General features: G+C 60.9%; 16 protein-coding genes. 14 read left to right on the top strand and 2 right to left on the bottom strand.

Going from position 1 to position 23114, the window contains the following annotated elements:
- Positions 1-63 precede the first annotated feature (63 nt).
- The 8 genes from ACIPZ8_RS26260 (at position 64) to ACIPZ8_RS26295 (ending at position 9670) form a co-directional block, all read left to right on the top strand.
- Positions 64-1767, top strand: a complete 1704-nt coding sequence (locus ACIPZ8_RS26260; RefSeq protein ID WP_400729609.1) for a hypothetical protein — start codon at positions 64-66, stop codon at positions 1765-1767.
- A 36-nt stretch (positions 1768-1803) separates the two neighbouring features.
- Positions 1804-3324 carry a DUF2235 domain-containing protein gene (locus tag ACIPZ8_RS26265; RefSeq protein ID WP_400729610.1) on the top strand — a complete coding sequence of 507 codons (1521 nt, stop codon included), beginning with the start codon at positions 1804-1806 and terminating at the stop codon, positions 3322-3324.
- Positions 3325-3367: 43 nt separating this feature from the next.
- A complete protein-coding gene (locus tag ACIPZ8_RS26270) occupies positions 3368-5017 on the top strand; it encodes an MFS transporter (protein WP_400729613.1) in 1650 nt (549 codons plus the stop codon).
- Positions 5014-6156 carry an HlyD family secretion protein gene (locus tag ACIPZ8_RS26275; RefSeq protein ID WP_400729616.1) on the top strand — a complete coding sequence of 381 codons (1143 nt, stop codon included), beginning with the start codon at positions 5014-5016 and terminating at the stop codon, positions 6154-6156. The genes ACIPZ8_RS26270 and ACIPZ8_RS26275 overlap by 4 nt, the downstream gene beginning before the upstream one ends.
- 114 nt (positions 6157-6270) lie before the next feature.
- On the top strand, positions 6271-6903 hold the full coding sequence (locus ACIPZ8_RS26280) for a hypothetical protein (protein ID WP_400729618.1): 633 nt from the start codon (positions 6271-6273) through the stop codon (positions 6901-6903).
- A gap of 452 nt (positions 6904-7355) precedes the next feature.
- Entirely contained in the window at positions 7356-8654 is a 1299-nt protein-coding gene (locus tag ACIPZ8_RS26285; protein ID WP_400729621.1) for an MFS transporter, read from the top strand.
- A 110-nt stretch (positions 8655-8764) separates the two neighbouring features.
- Positions 8765-9070, top strand: a complete 306-nt coding sequence (locus ACIPZ8_RS26290) for a hypothetical protein (RefSeq protein WP_400729624.1) — start codon at positions 8765-8767, stop codon at positions 9068-9070.
- 48 nt (positions 9071-9118) lie between these two features.
- Entirely contained in the window at positions 9119-9670 is a 552-nt protein-coding gene (locus ACIPZ8_RS26295; RefSeq protein ID WP_400729627.1) for a YbhB/YbcL family Raf kinase inhibitor-like protein, read from the top strand.
- 28 nt (positions 9671-9698) lie between these two features.
- On the opposite strand, the gene ACIPZ8_RS26300 is transcribed toward ACIPZ8_RS26295, so the two are convergent.
- A complete protein-coding gene (locus tag ACIPZ8_RS26300; protein WP_400729630.1) occupies positions 9699-10631 on the bottom strand; it encodes a LysR family transcriptional regulator in 933 nt (310 codons plus the stop codon).
- Between the two features lie 123 nt (positions 10632-10754).
- Here ACIPZ8_RS26300 and ACIPZ8_RS26305 point away from each other — a divergent pair, with 123 nt between their 5' ends.
- The 3 genes from ACIPZ8_RS26305 to ACIPZ8_RS26315 all read left to right on the top strand — a co-directional run bounded on the left by ACIPZ8_RS26305 (position 10755) and on the right by ACIPZ8_RS26315 (position 12305).
- Positions 10755-11021, top strand: coding sequence for a DUF2790 domain-containing protein (locus tag ACIPZ8_RS26305; protein ID WP_400729633.1), 267 nt, complete (start codon positions 10755-10757; stop codon positions 11019-11021).
- A gap of 254 nt (positions 11022-11275) precedes the next feature.
- A complete protein-coding gene (locus ACIPZ8_RS26310; RefSeq protein WP_400729636.1) occupies positions 11276-11752 on the top strand; it encodes a hypothetical protein in 477 nt (158 codons plus the stop codon).
- Positions 11753-11996: 244 nt separating this feature from the next.
- On the top strand, positions 11997-12305 hold the full coding sequence (locus ACIPZ8_RS26315) for a hypothetical protein (RefSeq protein WP_400729639.1): 309 nt from the start codon (positions 11997-11999) through the stop codon (positions 12303-12305).
- 144 nt (positions 12306-12449) lie between these two features.
- Here ACIPZ8_RS26315 and ACIPZ8_RS26320 read toward each other — a convergent pair whose 3' ends face one another.
- Complete coding sequence (locus ACIPZ8_RS26320; RefSeq protein WP_400729642.1) at positions 12450-13145, bottom strand: tRNA (adenine(22)-N(1))-methyltransferase; 696 nt, start codon at positions 13143-13145, stop codon at positions 12450-12452.
- A 210-nt stretch (positions 13146-13355) separates the two neighbouring features.
- Here ACIPZ8_RS26320 and ACIPZ8_RS26325 point away from each other — a divergent pair, with 210 nt between their 5' ends.
- The 3 genes from ACIPZ8_RS26325 to ACIPZ8_RS26335 all read left to right on the top strand — a co-directional run bounded on the left by ACIPZ8_RS26325 (position 13356) and on the right by ACIPZ8_RS26335 (position 23044).
- Positions 13356-22151: an RHS repeat-associated core domain-containing protein gene (locus ACIPZ8_RS26325; protein ID WP_400729645.1), complete on the top strand. Its 8796-nt coding sequence runs from the start codon at positions 13356-13358 to the stop codon at positions 22149-22151.
- 134 nt (positions 22152-22285) lie between these two features.
- Positions 22286-22492, top strand: coding sequence for a cold shock domain-containing protein (locus tag ACIPZ8_RS26330; protein WP_400729647.1), 207 nt, complete (start codon positions 22286-22288; stop codon positions 22490-22492).
- Positions 22493-22669: 177 nt separating this feature from the next.
- On the top strand, positions 22670-23044 hold the full coding sequence (locus tag ACIPZ8_RS26335) for a RidA family protein (RefSeq protein WP_400729649.1): 375 nt from the start codon (positions 22670-22672) through the stop codon (positions 23042-23044).
- The last annotated feature ends 70 nt before the right edge of the window (positions 23045-23114 follow it).

A 23114-nucleotide genomic window follows, 5' to 3' on the forward strand; every position in this document is an offset into this window, starting at 1 on the left:
CGGGCAGGACGCTTGGGTCAATCCAATCGCACGCAGATCGCGGGATCTGCGCAGGAGCCGATCATGCCCAACGCAAACGATGTTCAATGGTTCAAATCCCACTTCCAGTCCCGACTGGAAGGCGCATTGGCCGGTACGCCGCTGACCGTGGACTTTCTCACTGCAATCGCCTGCCAGGAGTCTGGCGAGGTCTGGCCTACCTTGCGTCATGACCTGCCGGAAACCGACGTGCTGCGGTTGTGCGTAGGCGACACGCTGGACTCGGACAAAGGCCGCAAAGCCTTCCCCAGGGACAAGGCTGCACTACTGGCGGCGCCGCGGGGCGAGCAGATGTTCGACCTGGCGCATGAGTCGCTGGTGGAAATGGCTCGACACGTTCAGGACTACGCCACTGTGGCGCGCCGACCCGACAAGTTCTGTCACGGCTTCGGCATCTTCCAGCGCGACCTGCAATTCTTCAAGGATGACCCCGACTATTTCCTCGACCAGCGTTACGCTCAATTCGATGATGCCCTTGACCACTGCCTGAACGAACTCAAGCGCGGCCTCAAGACGCTGGGGCTGGCCGAGGCGCAGGCGCTTGATGACCAACAGTTGGCATCCGTCGGAATTGCCTACAACACAGGGGGGTTCAACCCGAAGAAAGGCCTGCGTCAGGGTTACTTCGACGGCAAACGCTACTACGGCGAGAACCTACTCGACTTCATCCAGCTGGCCCATACCGTGCCCCTGGACGGCGCCCAGCCGCAGATTGCCCCTCCGGCGCCTGGCCTGGCGCTGGTGCCGCCACCGAGCACGCTGACGGCCAGCGGCGCATTCCTGCGGGTGGACACCCGCGAAAGTACCTTGCGGGTGCGTAGCGAGCCACTCATCAGCGAGCCAGCGCAAGCCAACGTCATAGGGAACCTGCCCGATGGCCACCCGGTTCGCGCGGTCACTGGTCGGGCAATGAACGGCTTTCGCGAGATAGAAACCTCGCTGAACGGTGCCTTGCTGCACGGCTTCGTCGCGCAACAGTTCCTGGTGACGGATACATCGATCAACGCGGTGCCAATCACCCTCCCCGCACCTTCGATGCCCGCTACCGGCATTGTCGCCATCGACATGCCACGCAAGCCAGGCCTGGTGACCCGGCGCATCGATCCTGCCAATGCACACTCGCTGAACGAGCCTGGCCAGCCGCAACGCAATGGCGAGAACCCGGAGGCACTGCGCAGCGAACTGGCCGCGATCATCGACTGGCTCGGCGTCGACAATGTCGCCAACAAACGCTACCAGCCCCACGACGGCCTGACCTTCTGCAACATCTATTGCCACGACTACTGCGCCCTTGCCGGTGTGTATCTGCCACGCGTGTGGTGGACATCCAGGGCGCTGCTCGACCTTGCGCAAGACAAGGTCGTCGCACCGCTGATTGGCGCCACGATCACCGAGATGCGGGCGAACGACCTGTTCCGCTGGTTGCGCGATTTTGGCAATGCCTTTGGCTGGCGGCAAACCGGTACGCTCAGCAAGCTGCAGCAGTTCGCCAACCAAGGCGCGGTCGCCTTGATCGTGGCGCGGCGCAAGGAAGATGGCAAATCCGGGCACATCGTCGCAGTGGTGCCTGAAGATGCCGTGCATGGCGCACGGCGCGATGCCAGCGGTGCAGTGATTGCGCCGCTGCAGAGCCAGGCCGGGGCGCGCAACTTCGCGTATGGCACTGGAAAGGCCGAATGGTGGAACGACGAGCAGTTTGCCGAAAGTGCCTTCTGGGTTCATGCGTGATCCATCACCACGTCCACTCGAACGGAGGACGGTCTCATGTCCAACATCGTGATTTGCTGCGACGGTACCTGGAACACGCCCGAACAGCTCGACAAGGGTGTTCCCGCACCCACCAATGTGGTCAGGCTGCATAACGCAGTGGCGGAAAACGACGCTGCCGGCGACCACCAGGAAAAGTACTACCATCCCGGTGTCGGCACATCCGGCAAATGGTGGGACAAGGCGCTTGGCGGCGGCACCGGCTCCGGGCTGGACGACAACATAAAGAGTGCCTATCAAAAGCTGTGCTACTGCTACCAGCCGGGGATGGACATCTATCTGTTCGGCTTCAGCCGTGGCGCCTATACCGTCAGGAGCCTGAGCGGCCTGATCAATAGCTGCGGCTTGCTCAGGATCGCTGGCATCGACGCCGCAGAAGTCTGGAAGCGTCTCGACCGCCTGATGAAATTCGGCTACCGACGCAAACTCGAAAACCGTGAAGACTGGGAAGCTTTGGGCTGGCAGTTCCATAATGCCAAAGGCGAAAGCATTCCGATCCGCTTCATAGGCGTGTGGGACACTGTCGGTGCTCTGGGCATACCGGACGACATGGCATTGCTCAACCTGCTCGATGACCGCAATCGCTACACGTTCCACGACACCACCTTCCATAGCGCCGTCAGGACGGGCCGGCACGCCTTGGCCATGGACGAACGCCGTGCCTCCTTCCAGCCCACCCTGTGGACGAATGTGCCACCAGGTTGCGATGTGCAGCAACTGTGGTTCCCTGGCGTGCATTCCGACGTGGGCGGTGGCTATCGTGAAAGCGGCCTGGCTGACGGTGCTTTGCAGTGGATGGTCGAGGAGGCTGGCAAGTGCGGGCTGGTGTTCAACCCCCTGACGATCCAGCAGATCCGCCCCGACTTTCACGACATGATGCATGACTCGTGCGATGGCGTGTTCAGCCTGCTACCCACGCAACCGCGGAGTATCCCGAGCCTCGACTCACAAGCAGCCAGTTTTCACAAAACCGCCCTTGAGCGCCAGATCGACCCGCCCATCACTCAGCACCCCTATCGCTTGTCGCGTCTTGTCGCACCCTCACCACCGCTAGTGATCGACATTGCAGCCCGCCTCCCCTGGAACGAAACGGGGTTGTGGCTGGAGGCTGGCCGGAGCTACCAGTTCAGCGCCTCCGGGGAGTGGCTCGACAGTTCGATCAGCTGTGGGCCCGGTGGTACCCGCGACGGCAACTTTCAGCCGGCAGAAATTGCCCAGCTGCTTGGCAGTGCGCTCGGCCAGGTCGAGTCCTGGTACAGCAAGTTGTTCAAGAACGACGATGCCAACTTCAGTTTCACCAAGCGCCATGAGCAGTTCGAATGGTTCAGCCTGATTGGCGCGATCGCCAATGGCGAAGGGGTGGATGCCAAAGGCTATCTGATCAAGCCCGAGGTGTTCGAGATCGGTAAAGGGTGCACCTATACACCCAAGCGCTCCGGGTACCTCTACGCGTATGCCAATGATGCCTGGAATTGCTATGGCAACAATCGAGGGCATGTTGCATTGCGGGTGAGCTGAAAAACCATTGAGGCTGGCTGTAGCGCGAAGTACAGTCAGCCCCATGGACAAATACACCCCGCGCCAGTGGCTCCCGCACGAAAGGCCCAGCCTCCCCGGCTCCCCTTCCACGCCCCTGCACACGCCGGCCAAGCGCCTGGCGTATGGCGTGGTCGGCCTGCTGGTGGCGATCACCGGCGGCTTGGGTAACGCACTGGTCACCGCCAACCTGGTGTTCCTGCAGGGCGCGCTGGGCGCGACCAGCGCCGAGATGGCCTGGCTGCCGGCGGCGTATGTGATGACCAACGTGTCGATCAACCTGCTGCTGGTCAAGTTCCGCCAGCAGTTCGGCCTGCGTGCGTTCACCGAGGTGTTCCTGGTGCTGTATGCCCTGGTCACCTTCGCCCACCTGCTGGTCAATGACCTCAACTCCGCCATCGCCGTGCGCGCCGCCCACGGCATGGTCGGTGCGGCACTCAGCTCGCTGGGCCTGTACTACATGATCCAGGCATTCCCCGAGCGCTGGCGACTGAAGGCCATGGTGCTGGGCCTTGGCGCCTCGCAACTGGCCCTGCCGCTGGCGCGGATCTTCTCCGAAGACTTGCTGCAGATTGCCGAATGGCGCGGCCTGTACCTGTTCGAACTGGGCCTGGCGCTGGCTGCTTTGGGCTGTGTGCTGCTGCTCAAGCTGCCCCCCGGTGACCGCTTCAAGACCTTCGAGCCGCTGGACTTCCTCACCTTTACCCTGATGGCCAGCGGCGTCGCCCTGCTCTGCGCCGCGCTGTCGCTGGGGCGCATCGACTGGTGGCTGGAGGCACCATGGATCGGTATCGCCCTGGCCTCATCGATTGCCTTGATCTTCACCGGCCTGGCCATCGAGCACAACCGCCAGAACCCACTGTTGATGACACGCTGGCTGGGCAGTGGCGCAATCATCCGCCTGGGCCTGTGCGTCGTCCTGATCCGCATGGTCACCTCGGAGCAATCCACCGGCGCGGTGGGCTTTCTGCAGGTGCTGAACATGGGCAGCGAACAGATGCGCTCGCTGTACTGGATCATGCTGCTCGGGGCCGTGGCGGGCCTGGCCAGCAGTGCGCTGACCATCGACCCCAAGCACCTGGTGATCCCGCTGTTCGTCTCGCTGCTGGCGATGGCCACCGGGGCGTTCATGGACAGCAACTCGAGCAACCTCACGCGCCCGGCGCAGATGTACCTCAGCCAGTTCCTGCTGGCCTTCGGCAGCACCTTCTTCCTTGGCCCGTCGATGGCCCTGGGCATCAGCCACGTACGCGCCAACCCGCGCAACCTGGTGAGTTTCTCGGTGCTGTTCGGCATCTGCAACAACCTCGGCGGCCTGATCGGCGCGGCGTTGCTGGGCACCTTCCAGACCTGGCGCGAGAAGTTCCATTCCAGCCACCTGATGGACCGCCTCAGCTACCTCGAACCGCTGGTCAATGCGCGCGTGCAAAGCGGCGGCGGCGGTTATGCCGGGATCCTCGCCGACCCGGCGCTGCGCAGCGAGGCCGGCCTGCGCGTGCTGGCCAGCGCCGCCACCCGCGAGGCCAATGTGATGGCCTACAACGACGTGTTCATGCTGATCGGCAGCATCGCCGTGCTGACCATGATCTGGATTACCCTTCGCGGTACCTGGCTGTGGTATGCCGCCCGCCAGGCCGCTTCACCCGACTCCACCAGCGGTACTGCCAGCCGATGACCGAAGAAACCCGCACCACGACCACCACCGCCATCGCCGAAACCCCGGAAGGCAGCACGCCGCCCAGCGAACCGACCAGCCCGGTGCGCACGCGGCGGGTGCGTATCCTGTCCTCGATCAGCTTCGCCTGCGTGGCCCTGGCCGGCATTCTGCTGGTGCTCTACGCCTGGAACCTGCCGCCGTTCAGCAGTGCCATCGAAAGCACCGAAAACGCCCTGGTGCGCGGCCAGGTGACGATCATCGGCCCGCAGCTGAGTGGCTACATCGTCGACGTGCCGGTGCATGACTTCCAGTTCGTCAAGGCTGGCGACCTGCTGGTGCAGCTCGACGACCGCATCTACAAGCAGCGCCTGGCCCAGGCCATCGCCCAGCTGCAGCAGCAGCAGGCGGCACTGGCCAACAACCTGCAGCAGCGCAACAGCGCCGAAGCCACCATTGCCCAACGCCAGGCGGCAATCGGCGATGCCTCGGCCCAGGCGACCAAGGCCAAGGCCGACCTCAGCCGCAACCAGGCGCTGGTCAGCGATGGCTCGGTGTCGCGCAGCTCGCTGGACCTGGCCCGCGCCAGCGAGGCCGCCGCCGTCGCCAACCTGGCCCAGGCCAAGGCCGCGCTGGAAATCGCCCGCCAGGACCGCGAGACGGTGATCGTCAACCGCGCCTCGCTGGAGGCCTCGGTGGAGAACGCCAAGGCCGCCGTCGAACTGGCCCGCATCGACCTCGACAACACCCGCGTCACCGCCCCGCGCGACGGCCAGCTGGGGCAGATCGGCACGCGCCTGGGCGCCTACGTCAACTCTGGCGCACAACTGATGGCGCTGGTGCCCGACACCCTGTGGGTGATCGCCAACATGAAGGAAACCCAGATGGCCGACGTACGCATCGGCCAGCCGGTGAGCTTCACCGTCGATGCCTTGAACCACCTCAAGCTGCTGGGCCATGTGCAGCAGATATCGCCGGCCACCGGCTCGGAATTCGCCTTGCTGCAGGCCGACAACGCCACCGGCAACTTCGTGAAGATTGCCCAGCGCATCCCGGTGCGCATCACCGTCGACCCCGACCAGCCGGACGCCGCACGCCTGCGCCCGGGCATGTCGGTGGTGGTGAGCATCGATACCCGGGAGCCGCCAGGGCATCATTGACGGCGGCTTTGTGAACCCTGTCCAGATGCCGTACTGCCACGATTGCGCCGCTCTAGGCCGTGGGTTCTAATGCCCGCCCAACGGTTTATCTTCGCAATCCAAGGACGTTTCATCATGCACAGGAAGATCGTACCGCTGGCGCTGCTGGCTACCCTGGCTGGCTGCTCGGACAACAACGACGCCATCGAGGCCAATTTCCACAAGGCGGCCCAGGCCTACCTCGACACGCAGTACCCCCACTGTTTCGTGGTCAGCGACTTCCCCACCAAGACCCAGGATTTCGACGTCACCGGCACCAACAAGGCCCTGCATGCCCTGGCCAAGGTCGGCATCGTCAACGAGCAGGAAATCTCCCGCGTCGAAGTGCCAGAGCGCTTGTGGCAACCGGCCCGTACCGATATCTACTATGCCTATGACCTCACCGATGAGGGTCGCAAGTACTACAAGGCCGATGCCCAGAAGATGCTCAACGGCCAGACCCACGGCGGGCTGTGCTTCGGCAAGGCCGAGGTGACGGCGATCGAGCAGTTCAGCGAGCCGGGGCAGATGATGGGGCACACCGTTTCCGATGTGACCTATGCCTACAAGGTCACGGGGTTGCCGGACTGGGCGACCAACGACGAGGTCCGGGCCAATATCCGTGATCTGGGCAATGCGGTGGCGAGCAATCAAACACCGGCCCGTGAAAAGCGCGTGATGGTACTGACCAACAATGGCTGGGTGCACGAGCGACTGTTCGACAAATAAGACGTTGCTGCACCCTGGGGCTGCTGCGCAGCCCTTTCGCGACACAAGGCCGCTCCTACAGAATGATGCGCTCCCCTGTAGCAGCGACCTTGGCGATGTCGGATTGGGGCACAAAGCTGTCGCATCCCGCCCTGCGTCTTCTGGTCGCAGCCTTTAGCCTCTTGGGCAAATCGATCACAACCCGTAGAATCGCGCTTCCTTTTCGCCCGTCGCCTTGAACGGTGGCAACCGGCAGCAACGACAGAGTCCAGGCCTGAACACATGACGCCCATGTGAAATAGGCTCAACCCACCCCGCCCGGCCCAGCTCTTCCAGGGTCCAGCGGTTGAGTCTTGCCCAGGTCGCATCCAGCCCAGGCACATCCGTGCAGTTTTTTCGGCCCTCGATGGGTCCGTTTGGCGTGCGCGTTCGAAGAGGCGCTCCCTGAATCGCCACACCAACTTGAGGTATGTATGTCTCCGCGTTTGCTGGCCATGGCGCTGGCGCCCCTGCTCGGGCTGTTCATCATTGCCCTGGGCAACGGCTTCATGTCTTCCCTTACCACCCTGCGCCTGGACGCTGCCGGCGAATCGGCAACGACCATCGGTATCGTCTCGTCGACCTACTTCATCGGCCTGACCCTCGGCGCCATCTTCAACGACCGGCTGATCCTGCGCATCGGCCATATCCGCGCCTACACCAGCTTTGCCTCGCTGATCGCCGCAACCATCCTGCTGCAGGGGCTGTTCTACGACGCCACCTGGTGGTCGGTGCTGCGCCTGATCAACGGCTGGGCGGCGGTCGGCGTATTCCTGGTGATCGAAAGCTGGCTGCTGCTGGCCGGTGACGCGAAGATCCGCGGGCGCCTGCTGGCGCTGTACATGATCGCCTTCTACGGCGCGGGTGTGATCGCCCAGGCCGGCCTCGGCGAAATCACCCACCTGGGCGACACTGCGCCGTTCATGCTGGCTGGCATGCTGGCTGCGCTGTCGGTGCTGCCGATCGTGATCCTGCCGCGGGTGTCGCCGCTGCTGGACCAGGTCGAGCCGCTCAAGCCACGGCAACTGCTGGGCGTGGCGCCGTCGGGGCTGGTCGGCTGCTTTGGCTCCGGTGTGGTCATTGCCGGTATCTACGCCCTGCTGCCGCTGTACCTGCAGCGCATCGGCCTGGATGTCGGCGAAGTCGGCAACATGATGGCCTGGGTGATCCTCGGCGCCATGCTGCTGCAATACCCGGTGGGCCGCTGGTCCGACCGCAAGGACCGCCAGGATGTGCTGATCGCCCTGGCTGCGCTGTGCATGGTGCTGTCGCTGATCACGGTGTTCCTGCCTTCGCATTCGGCGCTGCTGCCGGCCATGCTGTTCCTGCTTGGTGGCGGCGTGTTCGCGCTGTACCCGGTGGCGGTCAGCCATGCTGCCGACCGCGCGCCGTCTGACGCCCTGGTACCGATGATCCAGGGTTTGCTGTTGATCAACTCGCTGGGCTCGGCCATGGCGCCACTGGCCATCTCGCCGGCGATGACCGAGTTTGGCGAAGTGGGCCTGTTCTGGGCCTTTGCCGTGGTCAACCTGGGCATGGTCTGCTTCTTCCTCTGGCGCCGCGGCAAGCGCCCGGCAGCGGAGCATCCGGCACCGTTCACGGCGTCGACCACCTTCTCGCCGACCGGCGCAGAGCTGCGGGTGACCGAGGACCTGATGCATGCAGCGCAGGAGCATCCGCCGCTGGAACCGGTGCAAGCGAATGCGCCGCCAGCGCAACCGGAAACCAAGTGAATCAGGGGCCGCCATCGCGGCCCTTTTTTCGACCGCCCGTCGCCCATGGGGCACCCCTGCACCCTCCGCCAGCCAAACGAATGACAGATCATCCGCCCAGGAGACTTGCCATGATCCGCATTCACTCGCTGTTGCTCGCCCTCGCCTTGGGTATCGCCGCCTCGACCAGCTACGCGGCGACGGACACCACCAATACCGACAGCCACCCGAAAACCGACCAGCGCGGCGGCAAGACCGCCGGGGAAGGCAGCAGCGTCAACAGCCCGGGCAGCGGCCAGGACAATGACAGCAGCGATACCGGCAGCAACTCGGACGCCGCCGATGGCGCGGCCGGTGGCTCCAACAGCACCGGTGAAGCCACAGGCTCTGGCGCCGGGTACACCGGCGGCACTGCCGAAGACCAGGACAGCCGCTGACCGGCAGCTGGGCTACACTGCGGCGCAAAGCCCTGCCGAGGACTCGCCATGCACCTCAAACCCTGGCTGCTCGCCGCCCTGCTGCCCTGCATTGCCGTGGCTGCCGGTGGCGATTCCGCCGCGCTGTCGGTCAGTTCGTCGTCGTTCACCGATGGCGGTGTCATCGGCCTGCAGCAGGTCGGGCCGGATCCGGCCTGTGGTGCCGGTGAGGGGCGCACGCCGCAGCTCAGCTGGAAGAACCTGCCCTACGGCACGCTGTCGCTGGCCCTGGTGATGTTCGACCCGGACGGCGGCAAGGGCCTGGGCGTGGTGCACTGGCTCGCCTACGACATCGACCCGGCGCTCGACGGGCTGGAGGAAGGCGCTGGCTGGCAGACCAGCCAGGCGCTGATCGTCGGGCGCAATTCCCACGGGACCATGACCTATCGCGGGCCTTGCCCGCCAGCCGGGGACAAGCCGCACCACTATGCACTGACCCTGATTGCCACCGACCTGCCGCTGGGCACCTTGCCTGCAGAGCTGGATCGCAACGGTTTGATGGAGTTGCTCAAAGACCATGCGCTGGGCGCGCAGAGCCTGGTCGGCCGGTATGGCCATTGAGGATTGATGGCGAAAGGGCCCTCACTGACTACAGCCAGTATTGCGCGTCATCGACGACCTTCGCATGCCCTTCGAACAATGCCGGCAGCTGTTCCTTGAGGTAATCGATCCAGGTCCGCACCTTGGCATCCAGGTAGTGCCGCGACGGGTAGATCGCATACAGCGCGCTTTCACGTAGCCGATAAGGCGCCAGCAAGCGCCGCAGACGCCCCTGCTCGATGGCCTGGCTGGCGGTGTAGAACGGCAGCAGGCCAATGCCCATGCCCAGCTCGCTGGCCACCAGCATGGCGTCGGCGACATTGGTCATGAAGCTGTCCCGCGGGGCGATCACGCAATGGTCAAGCCCTTGTGGGAACACCCAGTCACCTTCGTACATCGGGTAGGCCATGCGCAGGCAGCGGTGCTCGTGCAGGTCCTCCGGCCGCTCGGGGATGCCGTTCAGTTCCAGGTAACTGGGCGCAGCACAGGGGATGCTGAAGATATTGCCCAGTGGCACGGCGATGAGCTGCGAGTCCGGCAGCGCCTCGTCCACGGTGATCACCACGTCATGTCCTTCGGCCAACGGGTCGGGGTTGCGCTGGGACAGGATCAGCTCGATCACCACCTCCGGGCATAACGCGTTGTAGCCGGCCACCAGCGGCATCAGCAGCATGCCCAGGCCATGGGGGCAGTGCAGGCGCAGGTGGCCGCGCGGGGTCAGGTGCGCGCCGCGGGCTTCATCCATGGCCTCGTCGGTGAGCAGCATGATCTGTCGCGCCCGCTCGAGGAAGCGCTCGCCCGCCTCGCTCATGCGCAAGCGGCGCGTGGTGCGGTGCAGCAGGCGGGTCTGCAGCTGGTTCTCGAGCTCGGCGACGATGCGCGACACCTGCGCCGCAGAAATATCCAAGGCATTGGCGGCGGCGGCAAAGCTGCCGCACTCCACCACCCGGGCGAAAGTGCGCATGGCGTGCAGCATGTCCATGGGGCTCGTTCCTCATCCGTTCTTATTCGTACGTTCCGGGCAGGAATCTATCACGAGTTAGCCCATTTATTGTGGATCACCAATGAATACATCATGGGTCAAACCTCGAAAAAGGAGCCTGCCATGAACCGTTCCCTCGCTTTTGTCGCCCTGTCCGCCGCCCTCGCCTCGTTTGGCGCCTTCGCCGACACCACGCCTGCAGCAGCCACCAGCCACGATGCCAACTACGAATACGGCATGCCGCTGGACGTGGCCAAAGTCATCTCGATCACGCCCGCCAGCAATGCCGCCGACTGCCAGGTCGGCACCGCGCACATGGTCTATGTCGACCACCAGGGCCAGCGCCGTGAAGTGAACTACCGGGAAATGGGCAACTGCTCGCAGCAGTGAAGCTGATCAGCTCAGTCACGATCCTCGTCAAAGCCCCCAGCAGCTAGTTACAGTCGACTCGTTCTCAATCATCTAACAAGTCTACTTTTCCTACATGATTTAAGGACGCCATGAAGGCGACCTGGAAGCGATACCTCGTTAGCGTCCGATGACACTGCACGCCCGTGCAGGTCATTTCGAGGAGCGCTGATGATTCGCAAACGTACGTCTTACCCTGCCCGAAAAATCCCTCATTGTGACAAGGGTGGCCGCGCATGGCCGCGCCCACCACTCGTCCCCCGCAAGCGGCAACCGTCCCTCTCGACCTCGCCAGCCGCGACGACATCGAAGCCGGCAAGCAAAAGCTCGACCAATGGCTGCGCCAGCTCACTGGCGGAGTGGTCGGCTGGGACGCCCTGCATACTGCCGGCTCTATCATCCCCGGCGTCGGCAGCGTCTTCGCCGCCATCGATGCCATTGGCGACCTGCTGACCTTGATCGAGGGCGACCAGGACGATTACTTCACCTGGGTCAGCTTCGGTGTCAACGTCTTCGGGCTGGTGCCGTTCCCCGGGGTCGGCGCGGCGCGGTTGGCCATCCGCAGTACCCTCTCCGGCATTCGCCGCAATGGCACGGCGGTCATCTCCGAAGCCCTGCTGGAGGCGCTGGAGCAAAACCTCAACGGCAAGGTGGCCGGCACGCTGCAGAACTTCGCCACTGGCCTCGAGGCTCGCCCGGCGATGACAATATAAAGTTATCCGCAGCACTTTACCTTGAAAAATCAAAGCCTCTCTTGGATTCTCAGGCAGTATCCTTGCATGCGATTTATTCCCAAGTAATTTCCCGCAACCATCAATACTCTTGGAGGATACTTATGACTAACGGAGGACTGGTCCAGAAGAGCAGGCTAGTTCATTACTACAGACTTTGGAAGGCTATTGAAAAAAATAACACCATATTACCTGCGGGCTTAGAACCAAAGAATACACGCAAGGCATGGACAATATGATTCAGTTCTTTGGAGGCATACATTTACACAACCCGGAAATGCTGGAGATTGTTAAGCTTCTCCGATCCAGGCCTTCAACTCAAGTTCTGCTCTCAAAGGACGACGAATCAATAGTTCAATTACTGGAGAAAGGATGGGGATGCCCTCCACATCGTTTTCCTCTAGATATATTGAAGCACCTACAAGGCACGGACAATATTCTTATCGCGACCGTTGGCGATTTTGATGATCCGCAAGGAGGCGCAGTAGCGTTAGCAAAACCTGAAATCATTCGAAGTCTACTGCCGCTTCAGTAACATCGTCACTCACGCAAGTTGATATTCGAGGCGGTGGCAGCCGCCTCGTTTTTACGACACTGACAGGTGTATGTCGACCACCAGGGCCAGAACCAGCACCGTGAATTGAACCACCGGGAATGGGCAACGGTTCGCAGCAGTAGGTCAGGCCAATACTGCGTTGATCCAGCCGATCTGCCGGGCGAATTCACCCAGCTTTTCTTGTGGGATAGCGTCCTTGGCACGTTCGAAGTTGGCCAGGCTCTGCTGCTTCTGGCGCAGCATGCGCTGCCACTTGGTGATGAAGGCCGGGGCTTTCTCACGCATCAGCAGCGGGCCGAAATACAGCTCCTCGGCGCTGTAGGCCACCGCCTCGCAACGTTCGGCGACGATGATCTCGTAGTCGAAACGGTTTTCCCGCAGCAACTCCTCGCTGACGATCCGGTAGTCGTTTTCCATCAGCCAACCACGCAATTCACGCTCGCCGCCGTTGGGTTGCAGGATCAGGCGCTGCTTGCCGTTCAGGCGATTCTTGCCGCGTTCGAGGATTTCGCACATGGTCACGCCGCCCATGCCGCAGAGGCTGATGGCGGTGATGCCGTCTGCCGCCTCGATGGCGTCCAGGCCATCGGCCAGGCGCACTATGACCTTCTCCTGCAGGCCGTTGCGGCGCACGTTGCGCTGGGCCGACGCGAATGGCACCTGCGCCACTTCCCCGGCCAGCCCCGCCTCGATCACCCCACGCAACGCCAGCGCCACCGGCAGGTAGCCGTGGTCCGAGCCGATATCGGCCAGGCGCGCGCCCTGCGGCACATGCGCCGCCACGCGCTCCAGGCGCATCGACAAAGTCTGTTCGTTCAACTCAAGCCCCTTGCTCAACAATCGGCAGCGATTTTGACGGCCTCGGCTGATCATTTCAATGCAAAGTAATACTTCTGAGGCACAAAACTAGCATTTTTGCCAGGTGACATCGCGTTCTGGCGGCTCACAATAACAATTGCACAATTCGCCAACTTTCACGGGACTAATCGCTCGCCGATGTTGGTCACATTGACCTAGTAGGAGCCAAGCATGAGCCGCTTTTCCGAGATACTCACAAAAGGCTACAACAAACAGATCATCGACAAATCAAACCTTAAGAAAGGCAGCGAACTGATAATTGGCGATTGGGGAAAGGCTTGGTTTGTCAGCGCTGACGACAAGGGGATTACTGTAAGCTTCAACAGCCAGGAGGGCAATTTTCCCGTCAAGCTCGTATATGACGAAAGCGCACTTCGCGGTGAAAACGTGCGTCGACTAACCTCTATTGAGGGGACCCCAGCTGAGTCGATAAACGTTTATAGCAGCAACCCAAAACACTACGCTATTTGCGATATGCAATACGATGCATTCTTAAAAGAACTCCTGGACGCCGGCGCCCAAAAAAAGATTATTGCGGACGCGGAAGTCCTGGCAGCGTTCAATACGCTAGTACTGATCGAACTTATAAAGCCCTTGCCCTCCTCAGATACTTCTGATCGTTCAACGTATCAACATGACACTCGCAAACCATCACCTCTGAAAGTGCTAAAAAAATACGGCGTACTGGGTGTTCTGAAAAACAATGAATCAAGCTCCAGCATCGTCCAGTCAATCACGGTACTCCCAGACCCAACCCTGACATCGTTTGAAAAAAATCTTACCGATACCTATGACGTACTCAACTATTTCCCTTTGCCCTGCAAAGAATTAACCCTTCCTCTCAGGAATATCAGCGGGCTCTATTCCTTGGCGAACCTTGCCAGCACCGAGCCGATTACCCAGGCGCGAGCTGAAGTCGATGAGCTGGTCCAGGCTGGGGCGACGCTCGTTGAAAGATCTGAATGGACGGACCTCGACACGGGATCCGCCCCCCTACTGGTGTACGTGAAAAGCCAGACTGACAAACTGGAGGGCTACTACGGCTGTTACGGTTGCGTCAGCAAAGTCTCTTCGTGGCCAGCCTCATTCATAGTCAGTTGCAGTGCCGAACAAAAGCAAGCTCATGAATCGCGTAGTTCCCAACAGGCAGCTTTAGCAAAGTTCGTGGCACTGGAAACGGTAGAGGTCCTGGAATCCGATATTGTAGCGATCTACAGGCTGCCGAGCGCAACGCCCCTCTCCGACTCGGAGGGCTTCGAAACCCGAGCACTCCGGAGCATGAGCCCCTACACCCTTTCAACCCAGCCCAACGGCTTCCTGCCTGACATGAGCGACTTCCTGCTCGAACGGGCAGGCAGCATCGACGGTGGCTGGAGCACCAGCAGCACGATCAAGGCAGGCCGCCCACTGGCTGCGGGTGAGGTATTGAGCGCCTTTGTCATCGACCGGCTGGCTGGCGATATCCGCAAGATCGATTACACCGCGCAAGCGGGCAAGCTGTCCGTCGAGCAGTGGCCAAAAGCGTTCGCCGACCACCTGGCGGCCGCCGGCGAGCCGATGACCGCCGGTAACTGGAGCGCCGACAATACCTTCTCCACCGCCACCAAGCCGCTGCGGCTGTGGAGCCCGGCACGCTATCGCGCCTTCAGTAACGCGCCATTTGCCGCCAACATCGTGCAGGCTCTGGCTTGCGACGAATCGTTCAGCCTGGCAGCGAATGAAACACTCTGCCTGCAAGTACGCGACCTGACCTCTCAAGTGTTATACGAGAGCCACTTCTACACCGCCGCAGCCGAGCAAGCCGATCGGCAATGGTCCAAGGCCCTGTGCGAGCAGATCAACCGTGACAGCCGCGTGTTGAAGGCGGGCGTGCTCAATGATTGCAGCGTGGTACCGGCAGATGGCGGCAATGCCTTCTGGGTCCCTCAATGCGCCGAATTGTCCGTCACGCTCACCCATGCCCGCTGGTGGCAAAGCGGGCCTGTCGAGAGTGACCTCTCGCTGGAAGAGGGGCGCACAATTCAGGCATGGGTCTATGATGCGTTCTCCCAACGCTTGCTTGCGCACCACACGTGGACACCCAGCAAAGCCCAGCGCGCCGCGGGCAAATGGTCCAGCGCCTGGGCCAAAGCACTGAACGCCTCTTCAGTGTCGCCCTACCTGCAAGTGGCCACGCACAGCCCGAGCACTGGGCAGGACAATGCAGGGGGCACGTTGAACCTGTGGCAGCGTGGTGATGCCCTGCGCATTTTCACCACGCTGCCAGACTTGGCCAATCGCCTGCCAGCAGGCCCTCCCCTGGAATCGGTCTGGAAGGGAGATCCCACCCATGAGGTGCTGGTGACTGTACGCCATCCGTTCAGCCACAAGTTGCTGCACCATGCGCTGTTCAAACCTGCAGAAGGCGGCTCAGCGACCGACCAGCAAACCTGGTTGGATACCTTGAGCGACTTCATCCTCGAGCAGGCCTGGCCCGAAGTGCAGGTTGACTCAACCGCCGGGCCTCTGTCCGTGCCTCGCTTCAGCGACCTGCAGGTGTTGCTGGAGAACGTCGGCGATGGCACATCCTCCTCCAGCTACGGTGACTACCTCAAGGAAGTGCTCGAAACAGAGGACTTGGCCAGCCCCATGTCCGATGAAAAGGTCCGCGTCACAGTGACTGCGGGTAATGTCACCGTGCAGCTCGATATCCAATCACTGAACGGGGAGCTGGAGTTCCGCCTGGACGATGCCGCGTACAAAAAAGGCTACCGTGTGGCCGCCTGCACACCTCGCGCCAGCGAGCACCCGCTGTGGCCGGTGGCAGTAACCGACACCAGGATCACCTGGGCAGGGCCGATCGAAGCTGGCGTGTACGACCTGTACCTGACCTACCCGGAGAGTGCGCGCGACAGTACCACGCTGACCGTCGGCCACATCGGTGCCTACCACCCCACCCATTTCTGGCACAGCGTGCAGGCCGTCCAATTCACGCCGCCTGCCGCCATGAAGCCTTATGACCAAATCAGCTTCCTGTGCGAAGACTACGGCAACACCAACCACTCCGAAGTGTTCGACACCAGCAACCAGGACCATACAGGCGTGGATGAACGCAGCGGCCTGTTCCACGCCCACTACCCGATCGCGACCCTGCAAGGCCTGCTTGGGCTGGGCCCGGTATGCGAGCTGACCCTGCACTATTCGGCACTGCGGGCCAATGAAGCAGGCCTGGGCGATGGCTGGGCCTGGCGCTTCTCCAAAATCATCACCAGTTCCATCCAGGAAGACGACCACCGCCTGCTCACACTCGCCGACGGCACCCCGGTGGTATTCAGCGACGAGCAGTGGACCCAGCTAGGCGCGGGCCAACCCATCAAGACCAAGGCCTGCCGGGTGACCAGCAACAAGGATTACAGCCAGATCACGGTCGAGTTTCCCAGCGGCCGGCAGGAGATCCTGAGCAAACCGGCTGCGCCAGGCAGTGATGAGATCGAACCCAATGACGCATTCCGCAAGAAGATACTCCAGGCCCTGAAGGCGATTAAAACCAAGAGCAAGCCGAGCTTTCCGGACCTTCCCGAGAAATGGACGCAGTGGGTATTGTTGGTGCTCTCCCCTCTGAACTATGGTGCAACAGCCATGGATTACGGCGAAGCCGTCAGCGCCTGGGAGACGCACGGCAACACCAAGGAACTGGACAGACGTATCGCCCTGTATGAGCGGCCGTTCGTGCAACTGCTGCCCTCACGCATCGTCTCGCAATATGGTGAAGCGCTGGACCTGGTGTGGAAGCGCCAGAAGGGCCAGTTCCTGCTGATGAGCATCAAGAGCGGCGAAAGCGAGTTGTTCAGCGCCGAGTATGTCAATCCCGAGGCCAAGGATGGTGGCCAGGTAAACATGCAGTTGTGGGCGGGCAGCCCCGAGGCGTTCAAGGTCGAGCTCACGCTCCAGCACTACTTGCTGCGTACGCTCAAGCGCGTGCAAAACGGCAGCGTTTTGCAACAGGTAGACTGCGGCTACGACGACGATCCGGTCCTGGACAGGGTGCTGTGCCGCCTGCAAGAACTCGACGGCTCGGTCGAATGTGTCCAGTACGTCAAAAAGGACGCCACGCTGAAGAACGCGCCGTCCCTCCCCCGTGTGGCGTTGCATGCATTATTGCCAGGGGACGGGCAGCAGAACCATATCGACCGCTACACCTATACCGGCAGCTTCCAGGACCCGGATGACCAGGTGTTCATCGCGGCCGTGGAAAGCGGCCCCCACTGCAACGTGGTGCACGATTTGCACGCGTTCGGGCTGGATAAGCAGGGCCGGCGAACCCCGCTGCTGCGGGGCTCTGGCACCACCCAGGCGCATTGGCTGGAATTTTCCCTGCCTCAGGCGCAGGGCACCACCACCTTCCGCTACACGGGTTGGGGTGATGAGTTAGTTGAAATCAGCGAACGAATGCTCATCAAGGTCAAAGGCGAGCAACTCGAGGTCACATCCAAAGCTACGCAGATCGAACGCCAGACGGCCGTATTGCAGCTGTTGTGGCGGTACTCGACCTCGAGCCGCAAGCGGTTGCAGTCAGCGATCAAGCACATGCTCAGCCTGACGCCCAGATCGCAACGTGAAGCATTCGGCAAAACGCTGGACGCTACCACGGTCGTGACTGACGCACAGGGCAACCCCCTGCGGCTGCATGTCAAAGGCTCCCATTCGATCTATTACTGCTACTACGGTGAGCAGACGCAAAACCAGATTACGCTGGGAAGCCTGAACGGACTGAGCGGGGTGCCAACCCTGGAATGCCCTGAGGTGCCAGCCCATGCCATCGCTCCGCTGATGGCGGAGTACCAGTGTGACTACTATGGCAACCCTCAGGGCCTGAAGCTCTACGGCTATCGAAACGTCACCCGTGCAGGCCGTAGTTACCTGGAACTGGCTGAAGTGGTGATGGTGGATGGCCTGCACGGCACACTGGCCAACGATAGCCTCGACAAGGACGCAACTTGGCAACTGGTCGGCACAGAGGCACTGTGGCACCAGATCAGCACCACCACCTCCGTCCCCACCATCAAGAAAACCCCTGGCGGGGACAGCAAGGTGAGGGAATGGTCGATCACCAACAAGCAAGCGACGCATCGCGACGGCGAGACCGTTGAGCTGACCAATGTCCAAGCGTTCATCGACAACCCCAATCAGCCCGGTATTCAGGTGATTGTGAGCGCAACGACTGCAGCGGGCACTGCGCAGGTCAGCAAGGAAATGCGTTCTCGCTACAGCAGACGCGCCCTGCAAAAGGTCGAGAGAGGCGTCGAGACGCACTGGGAACGCGATGCCTCAGGCCGGGTAACCAAGGAAACCCGCTACCTGCTGGCATCGGGCAGCACCGGCAAGGCGACCCATCAGGTTGCCGACGAATGCATCGATTCGGTGTACGACGACAGTAAAAAACAGGTGGAACGTACTCATAAGGATGGCAGCCAGAGCCTCTCGCGCATGGACGGCCTGCAGCGGGCGTGGCGCACCTCGTGGCGCAGATCTGATAAAGAGGCCTATGTGCCTTTGGAGGAACACTGTTTCACCGATTTGGACGAATCCTCCATGTTGGGCAGTTGGGTATGGGATTACCTGCCGGGCGGCCAGGCTGTGAGCAAGGGCACAGCGTTAAGAGCATTATCCAGTCGGCAGTCTTGGTTGACGCAAGAAGTAGAGGTGGCGGCAGATCAGCCTGCGACTATCGAGCCGCTTTCGCTCATTGACACACCGTTTAGCCGAGACCAAACAGTTGCGGATATATGTGTCGATAAAATAATTGCCTGCCTTGGCAAGATTGACACAGAAAATCCACGAAAAAAATTCAAATCGAAATGGCGCAATCTAGACATTGAAGTCAACACCATTAGCCATGCATACATAGCCATATATGATTCGCTGACAGCGGAGTACACTTACGACGTCGGCACATATAATAAAAACATAGGAGTTAAGATAGCCAATGCACCTCAATTACTGAAAAACATTCAAGCCCTTGCGGGACTTGCAGGACTGGAAGGTATAGAAGAAATTACAATTCCAGATATGGACGATGTGACGACCCCCACTAAAGAGGAACTCTCAGATCTGATAGGGTCGACCGATTTTTTCGACACACTTAAACTATTTACTGCTAGCGCTGACACAATGAACTTGATTGACGAGCATGAATTTGAGCAAGCAGTAGCAGATTTAAAAATCTATTACCGAGAAAACCTACCAAACGAAGACCACCTGACCAAACTCGACACAGCAGTAAAAATAACCGAACTGCAAAACTGGGGCTTCGAGCGTCTGTCGAAAACCACCACCACCACCACCGCAAAAACCGACGGCACTTTCCAACGCTCGGTGCAATGGGCCGATGAAGCCGACACACAGCACCTGCAACTCGACCAGCACTACGACGCCGACGGCCGCGTCACCCGTCACGTCCGCACCGTGGGTGAGCAGACGCAGGCCTACGCCCTCGAACGCGACAGCCTCGGGCGGATAACCAAAGTGACCCGCCCCGATAACACCACCATAGAGCGCGCCTACCACGGCTTCACCAAACACGTCTCCACCCTGACCGTGGACGGCAAGACCGTCGCGACGCAAACCGTCAGTGATGCTGGCAAGCTCACCAAACGCAAGGTGGGCAGCCGCGAGTACGGGTTCGCCGATCAGGCCGTGACCCTACCCGACAAAACCCAGCTGCAGACGCTGCAAAGCGCCAATGGCGCACGTTTCGCGGCCAATGGCAGCGCACTGTACAGCGAGGCGCACCAGAACGGGTCGACCTTGATCAGTGCCGCAGCTGGCTCGGAGCCCGGGTCGGGCTGGCAACACTCGATCACTGGCGCGCAAGCACCCGGCCAGATCAAAACCACTAAAAAAACAGCTCGGGGGACGATCAAGGGCGCCGAATGGCAGAGCCTGCGGGGGCAACGCATCGCCGTGTTGCATGCAGACGGCCACACACGACGTGAATTTCTCGACGACAAGGGGCGCTTGCTACGCAGCTGCCAGGCACACGAAGACGTGCTGCTCCGTTACGACGAGCTTGACCGCCTGCAGGCGCGCCAGGTACACGCGCTGGCTGGCGCCGGGCAGTGGCAGGTGCAAAGTGAGCGTGATGGCTTCAACCGCGAAACCGTTCGTACCTTCCTGCGCAACGGCGCCCCCTGTTTCAAGCAGCAGATGACATGGCGTGGTGACGGCCGCATGGCCAGCAAAGCCAGTTACCAGAATGGCAAACTGCTGCGTACCGAACGCTTCACCTATGACCTGCTCAGCCGCCTCGAAAGCTATACCTGCGACGCCGAAGATTCAGAGCATTGCCCGCAGGATGGCAACGGCATCCCGATCAAGGCCCAGACGTTCAGCTGGGACAGCCTGGACAACTTGACCCGTTGCACCAGTACGCCGTTCCAGGGCGATACCGTGACAAAAACGTTCATCTATGCAGCGGCCTCTGACCCCACTCGCCTGACCTCGGTGAAAACCGGCAACCAGACTACCGCCCTGACCTGGAACAGCAATGGCCATTTGCAAACGGACGGCCTGCAACGGGCGCTGGCCTACAATGCCGCTGGCCAACTCAGCAGCGTCAAGGACGGTGAAGACGCCCTGCTCACTCGCTACGAGTACGACGGCCTGCAACGCGTGGCGGCACAGTACGACGCGCAGGCTCAAACCACCCTTGAGTTGCGCTACGACGGTGACCAACTGATCGGCCAGGTGTGTTTCGACCAGGCAGGCAAAGCGACCCGCAGCACCCACCTTTCTCCAGGGCTGGCACAGTATGATGGCGACCAGGTGCGTTGGCTGATCGACGACCCCCAACTGGGTATCGTCGGCCAGGTCCTTGACGGCGAGCTACAACTGGCGCCCCTGCTGCCCTTCGGTGAAGGCGCAGCACTGGATGGCCTGGTCAGCGGCTACAACGGCATGCGCCGCGACCCGGTGACAGGCCATTATCATGCGGGTAACGGTTACCGCTGCTACGACCCGGCCCTTCGCCGTCATGCCCAGCCTGACTGGCTGAGCCCCTTCGGCGAAGGGGGCGTCAATGACTATGCCCACTGCCCCGACCCGGTCAACCTGCATGACCCCAGTGGCGCGATCATGCTCAGCCGTTGGGGGCAGGACCAAATGACCAAGAGTTATGACGATATCCTGCGTGAAACCAAGCCCATGCCGGTCGGTGGGCGTTGGCGCGGCTTGGTACTGTCGGCCGTATTGACGGTTATCGGCATCGCCGCGTCGGTGATGACCGGTGGCGCAGCCTCGGCGCTGTTCATCCCAATGACGATATGTGCGGTACTCTCGTTCGGCTTCGAGGTGGCCTCGGTACTGACCGAGGAATCCAACCCCGAACTGTCCAAAAAGCTAGGGTATGCGTCACTGGCATTCGCAGTGGCGTCGCTGTTCGAATGTGCGGCGGGCCTGATCAAGAAGTTGCCAGCCTTGGCCAAAGGCGCTATGCGGAACGTACGCCAGATCGGTACCAGGATATTGCGAACCAGAGCCATTACAAGGCCGACGACCGCCACCGCGCGCCTCAGCGAGTATGCAATGGAGCAGTTCCCTGGCCTTGTCGCGACCAAGGCCGCAAAACCTATCCGTCGTGGCATGGTTGCCACCCTTAAAGCTAAAGGCAGCCAATGGGTCGATTATCTCGGTGCGGCGGACTCGATAGACCTCAGTAAGGTGGAATATTCGCGCCTGACCCTATTTGGCAAAAGCCAGTACAAACTTAACACTCTGAACAACTTTGCGATCCAGAGCCGGTCTGTAAGCGCACTTGCATGGGTAGCGGGCAAGGGGGTGGAAACATACATTGTTCAAGGCTCGATCGTTTCGTTCATCAATATTGCACAAGATAATGGTGGCGATATCACGCCGTGGGGACGTTACACAGTATCGCTGGAGCAGTCGTTAAACTGGAGTCAAGGGGGCGGCGGTCATCTATTGGCCTAAGCGGGGCGCAAGCCGCCGGTTGTTGCACAGTGTTCAGCAACCGGCAACTGTTAAAACTAACAGTGTAAACGTTCAGTTCGATTGGTTAGCCTTGTGTGGCCACACTGGCATTATTTTTATCAGGAGTTCAAACCATGAGTGATGTGAAAGTAGGAATCGTCAAGATGTTCAATGACAAAATCAGATCGGGATTCATCGAACATGACGGTGAAGAGGATGATGCCATTCTGACGACTGAGGAAGTGAAGCAATTGGCTTTAAAAAACGACGTAAAGGTAGAATACAAAACCACGGAAAAGAATGGAAAAATTTACGCAACCGATGTCAAGCTGAAAAAGTGATCAGATGAAGCAGTGTCGGTGGGCGGGTCGGTGAATACGCATGGCCAGCCCACTCTGCCGCGCATTGCTGGGTGGCAGGACTTTTCACAATCGGTTGGTTCCTCGGCCTGTCACGTTTATCCTAGCGACCGAAAGACGCGTGAATCTTCCCCTTCCGTCGCAAGGCAAAAGCATCCCATGGCAAACATCATCTACACCCCGGATTCCGACGCCGAGTCGATCTCCTCCGACGTCGCCGAGTTCAACGGCATCCTGGTCACTACCCAGATCCCAACCGATGCCGAGGGCAACCTGGTGCTCAACGGGATCGTCGAGCAAAGCGAGCTCACCCTGCAGGCGTTGAAAGTCGCCCTGGAAAAAGCCGGCAGCGGCATGGACAAGGTGATGCACCTGACCATCTACCTCACCGACATGGCCGACCGCGCCGCGTTCAATGAGGTGTACCAGCGCTTCTTCAGCAAACCGTGGCCGGTGCGTGCGGCGGTGGGTGTGGCGGCGTTGGCCTACCCTGAGATGCGTGTGGAAGTTACCGCCATGGCCGCCAAAGGCTAAAACCGAGTTCACCGTGGCATAGCAGGGGCTTGCCTGCGAAGGGCCGCAACGCGACCCCGGCTATTTCAAT

It is taken from the genome of Pseudomonas sp. NPDC089422 (assembly GCF_044749405.1).
GTDB lineage: Bacteria > Pseudomonadota > Gammaproteobacteria > Pseudomonadales > Pseudomonadaceae > Aquipseudomonas.